This window comes from Rhodococcus sp. MEB041 (genome assembly GCF_030208955.1).
Classification (GTDB): Bacteria; Actinomycetota; Actinomycetes; order Mycobacteriales; family Mycobacteriaceae; genus Rhodococcoides.
In genome coordinates, this window is record NZ_JARVSZ010000002.1 from 223,802 (window position 1) to 237,524 (window position 13,723).

Genomic DNA, 13,723 nt, shown 5'->3' on the forward strand with positions numbered 1-13,723 from the left:
GGGCGCCGCATCCATCGGGGGAGATCACATGTTCGACGAGTACACGTTCAGCACTGTCGCCAACGACGGGCACCTGGTCAGTCCGGTCGTCGCTCTGACGGGCGACGCGCCGTCGCTGTTGTTCTCGCGAAAGTATGCGGACGTCGCGGCGCTGTCGGCCGGCGACCACGAGCTGCTGCGACCGATCGTCGATCCGAGCACCGCCGAGCAGGTGCGCTCCATGGCGCCGCCCGCTGACGAGGTCGCGCTGGTGTTCGGTGCCAACGGCTTCGTCGGAGCGCATCTCGTCGCGGAACTGTCTCTGCGCCCCGGAATCACGACGGTCTACGCCGGTGTCCGATCCGCCGGCGACTCCTCCGCCGCCGAGCGTTTCGAGGAGACCGTCGCCCAGTACTCGATCACCGGGATCGATCTCGCGAAGATCGTCGTCATCGAGGCGGTTCCGACCCGGACGAACTTCGGTCTGGACGAGGACACCTACCTGCGGCTCCGCGGCACCGTCGACCAGGTGTTCAACTCGGCCAGTTCCACCGACTACGACTCCAGCTACCTCGAGTTGCGACAGGACTGGTTCGTCTCCCTGCTGCGCGTCGTCCAGTTCACCCTGGAGGACCGTCGCAAGCACCTCACCTACATGGGGTCGATCGGCGCCTTCATCTACACCAGCCCGGAGGACTTCCTGCGTCCCGATTCCTGGTGGTACTCGGGCTACTGTCAGATGAAGTGGATCAACGGTCAGCTCCTCGGATGGCTCGCACGGGACGGCGTCGCCTCCGTCACCCTGGTCGAGTCGCCGTACGTGCTCGGCAGCACCACCGTCGGCAAGGACCCGGGTCGCGTCTACAGCTTCTGGCGCGCGATCGAGCTGGCGAACAGTGTCGGTGCGATGTGGGACGGTCCGGGCATGAACTACGCGCCCGTCGACGTGCTCGCGCGCGTGCTGGCGGACAACGCTCTCGGCGACGGCACGCTCCCCCACCTCGTGCCGTCCAATCCGGTGCCCTACAGCAACGCCGTCCTGGCATCGGCTCTCGGCCTGGACCTCGTGCCGTGGGCGGAGTTCAAAGCGATCGTCGACAGCAAGATCCCGGCGGAGAAGACGGCGTCCCTGCTCGGGTCCGACGTCAACGACCTCATCCGCCGTTCCAACGCACCGTCGCTCATGCCGTCGTCCTTCGACGGATCCTCGTGGGATCACGATGCGCTCTTCGCGCTGTACCTGTCGGTCATCCAGTTCCGCGACGCGACGGCGCGCCGACCCCGACTGGTCACCGCGTGAGCAGAAGCGCACAGACCCGCGACGTCCTCGGTCGTGCACGATGAGTCGCGTCCCGCCGCAACCGATGTTCCTGGAAACCGGCGCGAGGTACCGGGTCCGGGTGTTCCTCGGCGATTTCGTGAACTTCACCCTCGGGCTCGTCTACTACGTCGCCTGCGCGACCCTCGGAGTGCTCGCCGTCGCGATCGACGCCGTGCTGCGCACCCATCTCTACGACGCGTTCATCGCACTGGTCGAGCGCATCGACCACGGTAAGGAGACGGCGGTGGAGCCGTCGTGACCAGAGCAGCCACCACCGCTGGAACCGTGGCTCTCGCTGCGCTCGTAGGCGGGTACTCGTACTGGCGCAGCGCCGCCTTCCTCCGTGATCCGGAGCGGTCGGTGCCCCCGGACCCGTCGTCCATCGTGTCGGCGGCCGACGGGTACATCACCTACGTCAAGCGTGTCGAGTCGGGCCAGATGCCGGTCGCCGTGAAGAAGCGGCGCGCCATCCGGCTGTCCGAGTACGCCGGGATCGACTCCGACGCCAGCGGGTGGCTCGTCGGCACCTACATGACCGAGCACTCGGTCCACCGCAATCGCGCACCGATCGAGGGGGCGGTGGTGGTGCGTGAACACCGCGGCGCGGCGCCGTTCAACAGGTCGATGGCTCGCATGACGGCGAACCTGTTCCTGCACCGCACGCCCTACGACGAGGGGTGCGAGTACCTCCTGACCAACGAGCGGCTCACCATCGGTGTCCGGCACGCCGACGGTCCCACCGTCTTCGTCACGCAGATCGCCGATCTGTGGGTGGACCGGATCGTCGCCCACGTCGAGGTCGGTGAGAATCTCGCTCGCGGCGAGCAGTACGGCCTGATCCGCTTCGGGTCACAGTGCGACGTGTTCCTTCCCGACGCTCTGCTCGACGGCGACGTCCTGGTACGGCCGGGGCAGTACGTGTGGGCCGGTGAGTCGGTGCTCGCCCGGTCCGTCGTGCGGCCGGCACCGACGACCCGGAGCACGATGCAGGACGACCTCGAGGAGGCCCTCTCATGACCTCACGTACGGTCGGTTGGCCGGTCACGACCGCGGCCGTGACCATCACAGCGGTACGCACCCGTCGCGACTGGTCGGCCTTCGCGAAGGTCCCGTTCGCGGTCTATCGGAACGACCCGAACTGGATCCCCGGCGACATCGCGGACGTGGGCTCGATGCTGCGTCGGCCCTCTGAGGAGACGCAGAGCCGGATGACGAGTCAGGCGTTCCTCGCGTATCGCGGTCGGCGGCTCGTGGGGCGGATCGCGGCCATCGCCGACCTGGTCTTCATCTCGCACTACGAGGAGCAGACCGCGTACTTCGGCTACTTCGAGTGCCTCGACGACCGGGAGGCCGCGCACGCTCTGCTCGACGCCGTGGCCGCCTGGGCTCGGGGGCGGTCGCTGAGCACCGTGGTGGGTCCGATGAGCCCGTCATTGCTGTGGAGCGCGGGAGTGCTGGTGCACGGCAACGACATTCCGCCGCTGGTCGGGATGCCCCACAATCCCCCGTATTACGCCGATCTCCTCGAGTCGTGGGGTATGACCAGCATCAAGGAGTTCCACAGCTTCTATCACGACGACCCGCACACGCTCGTCCAGTCGCCGCCGTTCGCACGCAAGTACGCGATGGGCCAGAGGTGGAAGGCGCGATCGTCCGTCGTCGTCCGGCCGATGAATCCGGCGACGTTCGACGAGGACGTGGCCAAGCTGCGCGTGCTCTACAACACCGCATTCGCGTCGTTCTGGGGATTCACGCCCGTGGAACCCGACGAACTCGATGCGCTCGTGGCGACCATGCGTCCGATCCTCGATCCCGAGATCGTGCTGTTCGCCGAACTCGACGGCGAGGTCGTCGGCTTCGTCATGGGGATCCCGGACGTGAACAAGGCGGCCCTCGGAGCGGTGCGCTCACGGTTCGGCATCGTGCGCGATCTCCACACGATCGCGCGGTGGCGGGGGCCCGGCGGACGCAGACACCGCACGCACGTGCGGCTCGACATGATGTTCGTGGACCCGAGCTGCCCCGACAAGGGCACCTCGGCACTGCTGATCTTCGAACTGTTCCAGCGCATCCACGACGGCGGATACGCCTCCGTGGAAGCAGCCCCCGTGCTGGCGGACGGAGGCTGGTTCCACTCGGTGCGTTCGTCCTACCCGGTGGACCCGAGCAGGACGTACCGCATCTTCTCGCGTGAGATCGGGTGAGCCGGCTCTAGACGGTGAAGCCGAGCGCGCGCAGCTGCTCGCGGCCGTCGTCGGTGATCTTGTCCGGTCCCCACGGCGGCATCCAGACCCAGTTGATCTTGAGGTCCTCGGCCAGACCACTGCGCACCAGGGCGGTGCGGCTCTGGTCCTCGATGACGTCGGTCAACGGGCACGCCGCGGACGTCAGCGTCATGTCGAGGGTGACCACGGCCTCGTCGTCGATGGTGATTCCGTAGACCAGTCCGAGGTCGACGACGTTGATGCCGAGCTCGGGGTCGACGACGTCACGCATGGCCTCCTCGAGGTCTTCGATGACGGAATCGGGCGCCACTGCGCCGTTGTCGGTATCGGTCATGATCGTCCTCCACTGTTCGCGTGCTCGTCCTGCGTCTCCACAGTACGAACAACGGCGTCCTTGAATGCCATCCATCCGAGCAGCGCGCACTTCACGCGTGCCGGGTACTTCGCCACACCAGCGAAGGCGATGCCGTCGCCGATGACGTCCTCGTCACCCTCGACGGTGCCGCGGCTGCCGACCATCGCCGAGAAGGCGTCCACCGTGAGAAGCGCGTCCTCGACGGAGAGTCCGACGACCTGGTCGGTCAGAACCGAGGTGGCCGCCTGACTGATCGAGCACCCCTGCCCGTCGTAGGACACGTCGGCCACGACACCGTCGGCGACGTTCACGCGCAACGTGACCTCGTCACCGCACGTGGGGTTGACGTGGTGCACCTCGGCGCCGAACGGCTCGCGGAGCCCACGACCGTGCGGGTGCTTGTAGTGATCGAGGATCACTTCCTGGTACATCTGTTCCATTCTCACGCGGCACCGCCGACGCCGAAGAACGACTGTGCCGTGCGGATCGCGTCGCGCAGCGCGTGCACTTCCTCCACCGTGTTGTAGACGGCGAACGAGGCACGGGCCGTCGCGGCCACGCCGAAACGACGGTGCAGCGGCCACGCGCAGTGATGCCCGACGCGGATGGCGACGCCCTCGTCGTCGAGGATCTGCCCCAGATCGTGCGCATGGATGCCATCGACGACGAACGACACGGCTCCCCCGCGGTCCTGCGTGTCCGTGGGCCCGATGATGCGGAGCCCGTCGATGGTGGCGAGCTCCGACAGTGCGGCAGCAGTGAGCGTCTGTTCGTGCGCGGCGACGGCGTCCATCCCCAGCGCGTTCAGGTACTCCACGGCGGCACCCAGACCGACGACCTGCGACGTCATGGGCACACCGGCCTCGAACCGCTGCGGGGGCGGTGCGTAGGTGGTCTGCTCCATCGTCACGGTCTCGATCATCGACCCGCCGGTGATGAAGGGAGGCATCTCGGCCAGGAGCGCCGACTTGCCGTACAGGACACCGACCCCGGACGGTCCGAGCATCTTGTGCCCGGAGAACGCCGCGAAGTCGACGTCGAGCGCGGAGACGTCCACCGGCATGTGCGGCACCGACTGGCAGGCGTCGAGGACGACCAGTGCGTCGACCGCCCGTGCACGACGGACGAGTTCCTCGGTGGGAGCCACCGCGCCCGTCACGTTGGACTGGTGGGTGAACGCGACCACGCGCGTGCGGTCGGTGAGCTCGAGCGAGTCGAGATCGATCCGGCCGTCGTCGGTGACCCCGTACCACCGGAGCGTCGCACCGGTGCGGCGTGAGAGCTCCTGCCATGGAACGAGATTCGCGTGGTGTTCGAGCTCGGTGATGACGATCTCGTCACCGGGACGCAGCGACCGCGCGAAGCGGTCGTCGCCGAGGACGTGCGTGACCAGGTTGAGCGACTCGGTGGCGTTCTTGGTGAACACGATCTCGTCCGCGCGGGCACCCACGAAGGCGGCAATGCCCGCGCGGGCACCCTCGTAGGCGTCCGTGGCCTCCTCGGCCAGCTGGTGGGCCCCGCGGTGCACGGCGGCGTTGCAGGTGGTGAGGAAGTGCCGCTCGGCATCGAGCACCTGCACCGGACGTTGAGACGTCGCGCCGGAGTCGAGGTACACGAGAGGCTTGTCGTCTCGCACGGTACGACCGAGGATCGGGAAGTCCTCCCGAAGCCTCGCGACGTCCAGGGTGCCGACCGACGCGACGGCCGTCATGCGCCCGCGGTGGTCTTCGTGAAGCGCTCGTATCCGTTCGCCTCGAGCTCGTCGGCCAGCTCGGGTCCACCGGACTCGACGATGCGGCCCGCGGAGAACACGTGCACGTGATCGGGCGTGATGTAGCGCAGGATGCGGGTGTAGTGCGTGATCAGGAGAATGCCGCCGTTCTCCCGCTCCTTGTAGCGGTTGACACCCTCCGACACGACCCGCAGGGCGTCGACGTCGAGGCCCGAGTCGGTCTCGTCGAGGATGGCGATCTTCGGCTTGAGCAGACCCAGCTGCAGGATCTCGTGGCGCTTCTTCTCGCCGCCGGAGAAGCCTTCGTTGACGCTGCGCTCGGCGAAGGCCGGATCGATGTCGAGCTCGGTCATCGCCTCCTTGGCCTCCTTCACCCAGTGCCGCAGCTTCGGGGCCTCGCCGCGCACGGCGGTGGCAGCGGTGCGGAGGAAGTTGGACATGGAGACACCGGGAACCTCGACGGGGTACTGCATCGCGAGGAACAGGCCGGCGCGAGCACGCTCGTCCACGGACATCTCCTGCACGTCCTCACCGTCGAGCAGGATGGTGCCCGAGGTGACGCGGTACTTGGGATGGCCGGCGATCGCGTAGGAGAGCGTCGACTTGCCCGAGCCGTTGGGGCCCATGATGGCGTGCGTCTCGCCCGACGAGACCGTCAGATCGACGCCCTTCAGGATCTCGATCGGCTGCGCGGCGTCGTCGGTGTTCGCGACGTCGACGTGCAGATCGCGGATTTCGAGAGTGGACATGATGTTCCTTGCCTGTCTGTGAATCGGGAGAAGGTGGTCGCGCGAGGGGTCAGACGCCGGTGATGGCGAGTTCCGCCTCGACCGCGTCGGAGAGACGCTCACGGATGGACGCGACCGGGATCTTCGCGATGATGTCGTGGAAGAAGCCGCGCACGACGAGCTTGCGTGCCTGGTCCTCCGGGATGCCGCGAGCACGGAGGTAAAACAGCTGCTCGTCGTCGAAGCGACCCGTGGCACTCGCGTGACCGGCCCCGACGATCTCGCCGGTCTCGATCTCGAGGTTCGGGACGGAGTCCGCGCGCGCGCTGTCGGTGAGAATCAGGTTGCGGTTGAGCTCGAACGTGTCCGTCCCCTCCGCCTTCGCACCGATGACGACGTCGCCGACCCACACGGTGTGGGTGTCGGGCTTCTTCGACGCCGGGTCGCCCTGCAGGGCGCCCTTGTAGACCACGTTGGACTTGCAGTGCGGCGCGGTGTGGTTGACCAGCAGGCGCTGCTCGAGATGCTGACCGTCGTCCGCGAAGTACAGGCCCAGGAGCTCGGCGTCGCCACCCGGACCGGTGAAGTTCACCGTCGGTGTCAGGCGCACCAGATCGCCGCCGAGGCTGACCGACACGTAACGCAGGACGCTGTCGCGGCCCACCTTCGCGTGATGCGACGCGACGTGCACCGCGTCGTCGTCCCACTCCTGCAGCGCGACGACCGTGAGGTGTGCGCTGTCCGCGACGACGAACTCGACGTTCTCGGCGTAGGTTCCGCTGCCGCGCTGCTCGAGCACGACGGTCGCCTTGGCGAACGCCTCGACGCGGATCTGGACGTGGCCGTAGGCGACGACGTCCGCTCCCGGACCGTCGACCGTCACGATCAGCGGATCCGCGAGCTCTGCCTCGGAGGCCACCGTGACGACGGTGGCCGAGTCGAAGGACGAGTACGCCTGGGCAGCGACCCGATCGGCCGGCGCACCCGCGGTGCCGAGCCGCGCGTCGTCACGACCGACGGTCTCGACGCGCACGGACTCGGGCGCATCGGTGACCGTCACGGTCGCGGAGCCCGTGGCCACGGCGGTGCCGTCGTGGAGACCTCGCAGGCGCCGCAGCGGTGTGAAGCGCCAGATCTCGTCGCGGCCGGACGGCACCTCGAACGCGGCGACGTCGTAGGACGAGAACTGCGCGCCCTTGTTCGCGACGATCGCGCGCTTGTTCTCGGTGGCGGGGTTCTCGCCGGTGACGGCAGCCTTCACCCCGGTGTCGGTGTGGGGCAGGGTCATCCGACCGATCCCTCCATCTGCAGCTCGATCAGGCGGTTGAGCTCGAGGGCGTACTCCATCGGGAGTTCCTTCGCGATGGGCTCGACGAAGCCGCGCACCACCATGGCCATGGCCTCGTCCTCGGTCATGCCGCGGCTCATCAGGTAGAACAGCTGATCGTCGCTGACCTTCGAGACGGTGGCCTCGTGGCCCATCGTCACGTCGTCCTCGCGGATGTCGACGTACGGGTAGGTGTCGCTGCGGCTGATCTGATCGACCAGGAGTGCGTCGCACTTGACGGTCGACTTCGACCCGTGCGCGCCCTTGTTGATCTGGATCAGGCCGCGATACGACGCCCGGCCGCCGCCGCGAGCGACGGACTTGCTCACGATGTTGGACGACGTGTTCGGCGCGAGGTGGAGCATCTTCGAGCCGGTGTCCTGGTGCTGGCCCTCGCCGGCGAACGCCACCGACAGAACCTCGCCCTTGGCGTGCTCACCGGTCATCCACACGGCCGGGTACTTCATCGTGACCTTCGAGCCGATGTTGCCGTCGATCCACTCCATCGTCGCGCCGGCCTCGGCTTTCGCGCGCTTGGTGACGAGGTTGTAGACGTTGTTCGACCAGTTCTGGATGGTGGTGTAGCGGCATCGACCACCCTTCTTCACGATGATCTCGACGACCGCCGAGTGCAGCGAGTCGGACTTGTAGATCGGCGCGGTGCATCCCTCGACGTAGTGCACGTAGGCACCCTCGTCGACGATGATGAGCGTCCGCTCGAACTGACCCATGTTCTCGGTGTTGATGCGGAAGTAGGCCTGCAGCGGGATGTCGACGTGGACGCCCGGCGGCACGTAGATGAAGGACCCACCGGACCACACCGCGGTGTTCAGCGCGGAGAACTTGTTGTCACCGGCCGGGATCACCGAGCCGAAGTACTCCTGGAACAGCTCCGGGTGCTCACGCAGACCCGAGTCGGTGTCCAGGAAGATGACGCCCTGCTCCTCGAGATCCTCGCGGATCGAGTGGTAGACGACCTCGGACTCGTACTGAGCGGCGACACCCGACACGAGGCGCTGCTTCTCCGCCTCCGGGATGCCGAGGCGGTCGTACGTGTTCTTGATGTCGGCGGGTAGATCGTCCCACGTGGCGGCCTGCTTCTCGCTGGACCGCACGAAGTACTTGATGTTGTCGAAGTCGATGCCGTCGAGGTTCGAGCCCCAGTTCGGCATGGGCTTGCGCTCGAACGTGCGCAACGCCTTGAGGCGTGCCTCGAGCATCCACTCGGGCTCGCTCTTCTTGTCGGAGATGTCGCGGACGACGGCGTCGCTGATGCCGCGCTTGGCGCTCGCACCGGCGACGTCGGAGTCGGACCAGCCGTATCCGTAGGTCCCGAGAGACGCGATGGTCTCGTCCTGCGTGAGTGTCGCGGGCACCGTGGGGGTCACCTGGTCTGGTGTGACGGTCATGCGGGCTCCTTCCGGAGACGATCGAGCGGGCTGTTCGGGCTGGAGCTGGTGGTACGGGCCGAATCGAGAGCTGTGCGGTCGTGGTGGACCGTGCCGCTGTCGGCAGCATCACTCGGTGCAACGCCGACATCGTCGTCGGTATTGCCTGATTCGGGAGTCGAGAGTGTGCGAAGGGGCACATGGGTGGTGCACGCGCAGTCGCCGTTGGCGATGGTGGCGAGGCGCTGCACGTGCGTTCCGAGCAGATCGGCGAACGCCTCGCGCTCGGCGGTGCACAGCTCGGGGAACTCGGCCGCGACGTGCGAGACCGGGCAGTGGTGCTGGCAGATCTGCACCCCGTTGCCGACCGGGCGGGTGGACGCGGCGAAGCCGGACTCGGTCAGCGCCTCGGCGATGGCGTCGGCCGTCTCGGAGACGGACTGCTGCGAGGACGTGTCGGCAGGCTCGACGTCGCCCACGATGGACTGGATGCGTCGGCGGGCGAACGTGCGCACCGCGTCGTCGCCGCCGATCTCCCGTAGGTGCCGCATGGCCGCACCCGCGAGATCGTCGTACGAGTGGCCGAGTCGAGAGCGTCCGTGCGCGGTCAGGGAGAACAGCTTCGCGGGGCGACCGCGGGTACGTGCACCGGGACGCGAGGTCATCGTGACGCGCGCGTCGCCCGCGTCGATGAGAGCATCGAGGTGGCGCCGCACGCCGGCGGCGCTGATGCCCAGACGGGACCCGACCTGCGTGGCGCTGATCGGACCCTCCTCGAGCAGGAGCGTCACGACGGACGACCGCGTGCGACCCTCCGACGTTGCCGAGCCCGACGTTGCCGAGCCCGACGTTGCTGAACCAGATCCCGAAGCCGGAGTGACAGTGACCGACGCGACGTCGGCGCGGGCGCTGACGCGCTCGCCGGAACGTTCGGTAGTCGTTTTCACAACACCAGTGTGACCGAATTACCGGAGAGGTTCCAGCAAGGGCACCCTGGGTAGCAGGGCCGATGCCGCGGCGACGTTCGTGATCGGCGCCGGTGTCGATACGCTCCGTTCTGTGCCCGCACCTGCCGACGACTCCGTGCCCTCCGCGCCGGTGACACCGACCGACGCCTCGGCGTCCCTCGCGGGCGGCACCGACGACGTGGTCACGGCGGGTGCGACGGAGCCGAGAAGCTCCGGTACCACCGCGCGGATGCGGGCGACGGCCCGTCGAGCGACGCGTCGGGTGCTGGGGATCGAGGGGTCTCCGCGCAGCGACCGCGTCGCGTTTCTGCACGACAACGAGCCCGAGCGCCCCGAACTGAACGCCGCCGAGGTGCGCGATCTCACACGGATCCGCCGCTTCGGTGCCATCGGCGCCGCGATGATGGCCCTCGGTGCACTGGGCGCCGGCGCACAACCGGTTCTCCAGAACCCGGTGCAGGGTGTCCGCGTGCTCGGGCTCTTCGCTCGCGCGCTCCCCGCCGCACTCACCATCACGATGATCGGCACCGCCGTCGTGGTGCTCGCATGGCTGCTCCTCGGCCGCCTCGCCGTGGGATCTTTCGGCGCGCACTCGTCGCCGCGCCGGATGTCTCGCTCCCAGCTGGACCGCACGCTCGCGCTGTGGATCGTGCCGCTGTGCGTCGCGCCACCGATGTTCAGCAAGGACGTCTACTCGTATCTGGCGCAGAGCGAGATCACGGCCCGCGGACTCGATCCGTACGCCATCGGTCCGCAGGCGGCACTCGGCGTCGACCATGTGCTCACCAGGACCGTGCCGACCATCTGGCGCGACACCCCGGCGCCCTACGGACCGTTCTTCCTGTGGATCGGTCGGGGCATCACCGCGCTCACCGGTGACGACATCGTCGCCGGGATCTTCCTGCATCGCATCGTCGCGCTGATCGGCGTCGCGCTCATCGTGTGGGCTCTCCCCCGCCTCGCCGCCCGGTGCGGAGTGTCCAGCGTGGCGGCGCTGTGGCTCGGTGCCGCCAATCCGCTCCTGCTCTTCCACCTCGTCGCCGGGATCCACAACGAGGCCGCAATGCTGGGCCTGATGCTCGCGGGGCTCGAACTCTCGTTCCGTGCGGTCGAGTCCGCGGCACCACTGCGGGGCCGTACCGGCGTGCTGCTGCTCGTCGGCGCGGCGGTCATCGCCCTGTCCGCGACGATCAAGATCCCGTCGGTGCTCGCGCTCGGATTCGTGGGCATGGCCCTGGCCCGTCGATGGGGTGGTCGGCCCCGCGACGTCGCCGCCGCCGCCGCCCTGCTCGGCGCGGTGACCGTCGCCGTGATCCTGGGCGTCAGCGCCGCGAGCGGGCTCGGATTCGGCTGGCTGGACACCCTGGGCACGGCCAACGCCGTGCGCAGCTGGATGTCGTTGCCCACACTGCTCGGCCTCGCCACGGGAGGCGCCGGCGTCCTCCTCGGCATCGGCGACCACACCACTGCCGTGCTGTCCCTCACCCGCCCGATCGCCTCCCTGGTGGCCGCGCTGATCATCGTGCGGATGCTGGTGTCGGTCCTGCTGGGTCGGCTCCACCCCATCGGAGCCCTCGGCGTGTCGCTCGGGGCACTCGTGCTGCTCTTCCCCGTGGTCCAGCCCTGGTACCTGCTGTGGGCCGTCACCCCGCTGGCCGCCTGGGCCACCCGACCGGCGTTCCGGGTGCCGGTGATCGTCTTCTCCGCGTTCGTCTCGCTGATCGTCATGCCGACCGGCGGTGAGGTCCAGCCCTTCGTCATCGTCCAGGCGGCGGTGGCGACAGTCCTGACGATCGCCGTGCTGTACGCCTCGACGCGGCGACTGCTGCCCTGGCGGGCACGCGACGGGGCGGCGGCGCCGGACCGTCCGTCGGACGCCTACGCTGGATCATCGTGACCGCCCGACCTGTCCCTCCGCCCACGGCGTCCGATGCCGGGACGCCGACGGACTCTCCGGCGGTGTCGCTCCGCGGTGTGGTCAAGCACTTCGGTGACGTCGCGGCCGTCGACGGACTCGACATCGAGCTGCAGCGCGGCCGGGTGCTCGCACTCCTCGGTCCCAACGGGGCCGGCAAGACCACCACCGTCGAGATGTGCGAGGGCTTCCACACGCCCGACTCCGGTGAGGTCCGCGTCCTGGGGCTCGATCCCATCGTCGACTCCGACCGTCTCAAGCCGCGGATCGGGGTGATGCTGCAGGGCGGCGGCGCCTACCCCGGCTCGCGTGCGGGCGAGATGCTCGACCTCGTCGCCGCGTACTCGGCCGACCCGCTCGATCCCGCGTGGCTCCTCGGACAGTTGGGGCTCACCGATGCCGTCCGCACGCCGTACCGACGACTCTCCGGCGGTCAGCAACAACGCCTCTCGCTGGCCTGTGCTCTGGTCGGCCGCCCCGAGCTCGTGTTCCTCGACGAGCCGACCGCCGGGCTCGACGCACAGGCCCGGCTCCTCGTGTGGGACCTCGTCGAGGCGCTGCGGCGCGACGGCGTGAGCATCCTGCTGACCACCCACCTGATGGACGAGGCCGAGCACCTCGCGGACGACCTGGTGATCATCGACCACGGCCAGGTCGTCGCCTCGGGGACGCCCACCGAGCTCACCCGTCGGGGCGCCGAGGGCCAGTTGCGCTTCTCCGCGCCCTCCGGCCTCGACCTGTCGTTGCTGCAGATGGTGCTGCCCGAGGGGTTCGATCCGGTCGAGAGTTCGCCGGGCTCGTATCTGCTCGAGGGGACCATCGACCCCCAGGTGCTCGCGACGGTGACCTCGTGGTGTGCTCGACTGAACGTGCTGGCCACCGATCTCCGTGTGGAGCAGCGCAGCCTCGAGGACGTCTTCCTCGACCTCACGGGGCGGGAACTGAGAGGGTGAGCGTGACATCACGGTCCGAACGTGCGTCCGACCGATTCGCACCGGGGACGTTCACACCGGATCCGCGGCCCGCACCGCGCCGCCGCATGCTGCTGGCGCAGAGCCGCCTCGAACTGCTTCTGCTGCTGCGCAACGGTGAGCAGCTGCTGCTGACGATGTTCATCCCGGTGACCTTGCTCATCGGCCTCACGCTGCTGCCGTTCGGCGACTTCGGCACCGAGCGCGTCGGCACCGTCGTACCCGCCGTGATGACCGTCGCGGTGATGTCGACCGCGTTCACCGGCCAGGCCATCGCCGTCGGCTTCGACCGGCGCTACGGCGCTCTCAAGAGACTCGGCGCCACCGCTCTGCCGAAGTGGGGCGCGATCGCCGGGAAGTCGATCGCCGTCCTACTCGTGGTCGTGCTGCAGTCGGTACTGCTCGGCGCCATCGGCCTCGCCCTCGGGTGGCGTCCGACTCCCGGCGGACTCGTGCTGGGCGCGCTGGTCATCGCTCTGGGCACCGTCACCTTCGCCACGATGGGCCTCCTGCTCGGCGGGACGCTGCGGGCCGAGATCGTGCTCGCCCTCGCCAACATCGCGTGGTTCGTGATGCTCGGAATCGGCAGCGTGGTGTTCGCGAACGAGGCACTTCCCGGCGGCGTCCGCATGATCGCGCGACTGATCCCGTCGGGCGCGATGGCGGAGACGCTCGAGCAGGCCGTCGTGGGACGAGCCGATCTGTTCGGCATCCTGGTCCTCGTCGTGTGGGCGGCGATCTGCGGCTTCTGGGCGACCCGCAAGTTCTCGTTCACCTGACACCGAAGCCGCAGTCCGACCACCCGAAGCCGCAG

Annotated in this window: 14 protein-coding genes; 7 read left to right on the top strand and 7 right to left on the bottom strand. The window is 68.4% G+C overall.

Translation table 11 applies throughout. The features are described from left to right. The first annotated feature begins 28 nt into the window (after positions 1-28). The 4 genes from QRN16_RS05005 to QRN16_RS05020 all read left to right on the top strand — a co-directional run bounded on the left by QRN16_RS05005 (position 29) and on the right by QRN16_RS05020 (position 3,504). Entirely contained in the window at positions 29-1,279 is a 1,251-nt protein-coding gene (locus QRN16_RS05005) for an SDR family oxidoreductase (protein ID WP_261775613.1), read from the top strand. A gap of 64 nt (positions 1,280-1,343) precedes the next feature. Continuing rightward, positions 1,344-1,559, top strand: a complete 216-nt coding sequence (locus QRN16_RS05010; RefSeq protein WP_056444659.1) for a hypothetical protein — start codon at positions 1,344-1,346, stop codon at positions 1,557-1,559. After that, a complete protein-coding gene (locus QRN16_RS05015; protein ID WP_285184948.1) occupies positions 1,556-2,317 on the top strand; it encodes a phosphatidylserine decarboxylase in 762 nt (253 codons plus the stop codon). Before QRN16_RS05010 ends, QRN16_RS05015 begins: the two co-directional genes overlap by 4 nt. Further along, positions 2,314-3,504, top strand: coding sequence for a GNAT family N-acetyltransferase (locus tag QRN16_RS05020; RefSeq protein ID WP_285184950.1), 1,191 nt, complete (start codon positions 2,314-2,316; stop codon positions 3,502-3,504). The genes QRN16_RS05015 and QRN16_RS05020 overlap by 4 nt, the downstream gene beginning before the upstream one ends. 7 nt (positions 3,505-3,511) lie before the next feature. On the opposite strand, the gene QRN16_RS05025 is transcribed toward QRN16_RS05020, so the two are convergent. Genes QRN16_RS05025 through QRN16_RS05055 form a run of 7 tightly spaced genes read right to left on the bottom strand, consistent with a single transcriptional unit; the run spans position 3,512 to position 10,002 of the window. After that, a complete protein-coding gene (locus QRN16_RS05025; RefSeq protein ID WP_027505300.1) occupies positions 3,512-3,859 on the bottom strand; it encodes a metal-sulfur cluster assembly factor in 348 nt (115 codons plus the stop codon). Then, a complete protein-coding gene (gene sufU / locus QRN16_RS05030) occupies positions 3,856-4,326 on the bottom strand; it encodes a Fe-S cluster assembly sulfur transfer protein SufU (RefSeq protein ID WP_027505299.1) in 471 nt (156 codons plus the stop codon). Before sufU ends, QRN16_RS05025 begins: the two co-directional genes overlap by 4 nt. Next, positions 4,323-5,591 carry a cysteine desulfurase gene (locus tag QRN16_RS05035; protein WP_056444665.1) on the bottom strand — a complete coding sequence of 423 codons (1,269 nt, stop codon included), beginning with the start codon at positions 5,589-5,591 and terminating at the stop codon, positions 4,323-4,325. Before QRN16_RS05035 ends, sufU begins: the two co-directional genes overlap by 4 nt. Continuing rightward, on the bottom strand, positions 5,588-6,361 hold the full coding sequence (sufC, locus tag QRN16_RS05040) for a Fe-S cluster assembly ATPase SufC (RefSeq protein WP_027505297.1): 774 nt from the start codon (positions 6,359-6,361) through the stop codon (positions 5,588-5,590). The genes QRN16_RS05035 and sufC overlap by 4 nt, the downstream gene beginning before the upstream one ends. Positions 6,362-6,410: 49 nt before the next feature. Beyond that, positions 6,411-7,628 (bottom strand): Fe-S cluster assembly protein SufD, encoded by a 1,218-nt coding sequence (sufD, locus tag QRN16_RS05045; RefSeq protein ID WP_285184962.1) that lies wholly within the window; start codon positions 7,626-7,628, stop codon positions 6,411-6,413. Beyond that, positions 7,625-9,076: a Fe-S cluster assembly protein SufB gene (gene sufB, locus QRN16_RS05050; RefSeq protein ID WP_027505295.1), complete on the bottom strand. Its 1,452-nt coding sequence runs from the start codon at positions 9,074-9,076 to the stop codon at positions 7,625-7,627. Before sufB ends, sufD begins: the two co-directional genes overlap by 4 nt. Then, positions 9,073-10,002: a helix-turn-helix transcriptional regulator gene (locus QRN16_RS05055; protein ID WP_156380494.1), complete on the bottom strand. Its 930-nt coding sequence runs from the start codon at positions 10,000-10,002 to the stop codon at positions 9,073-9,075. The genes sufB and QRN16_RS05055 overlap by 4 nt, the downstream gene beginning before the upstream one ends. Positions 10,003-10,252: 250 nt before the next feature. Between QRN16_RS05055 and mptB the strand changes: the two genes are divergently transcribed. Genes mptB through QRN16_RS05070 form a run of 3 tightly spaced genes read left to right on the top strand, consistent with a single transcriptional unit; the run spans position 10,253 to position 13,688 of the window. Continuing rightward, the gene (mptB, locus tag QRN16_RS05060) at positions 10,253-11,920 is read left to right on the top strand and encodes a polyprenol phosphomannose-dependent alpha 1,6 mannosyltransferase MptB (RefSeq protein WP_285186016.1); all 1,668 of its coding nucleotides are present in this window, start codon (positions 10,253-10,255) and stop codon (positions 11,918-11,920) included. Beyond that, on the top strand, positions 11,917-12,891 hold the full coding sequence (locus QRN16_RS05065) for an ABC transporter ATP-binding protein (protein WP_056444673.1): 975 nt from the start codon (positions 11,917-11,919) through the stop codon (positions 12,889-12,891). Before mptB ends, QRN16_RS05065 begins: the two co-directional genes overlap by 4 nt. Then, positions 12,888-13,688 (top strand): ABC transporter permease, encoded by an 801-nt coding sequence (locus QRN16_RS05070; RefSeq protein WP_027505292.1) that lies wholly within the window; start codon positions 12,888-12,890, stop codon positions 13,686-13,688. The genes QRN16_RS05065 and QRN16_RS05070 overlap by 4 nt, the downstream gene beginning before the upstream one ends. The last annotated feature ends 35 nt before the right edge of the window (positions 13,689-13,723 follow it).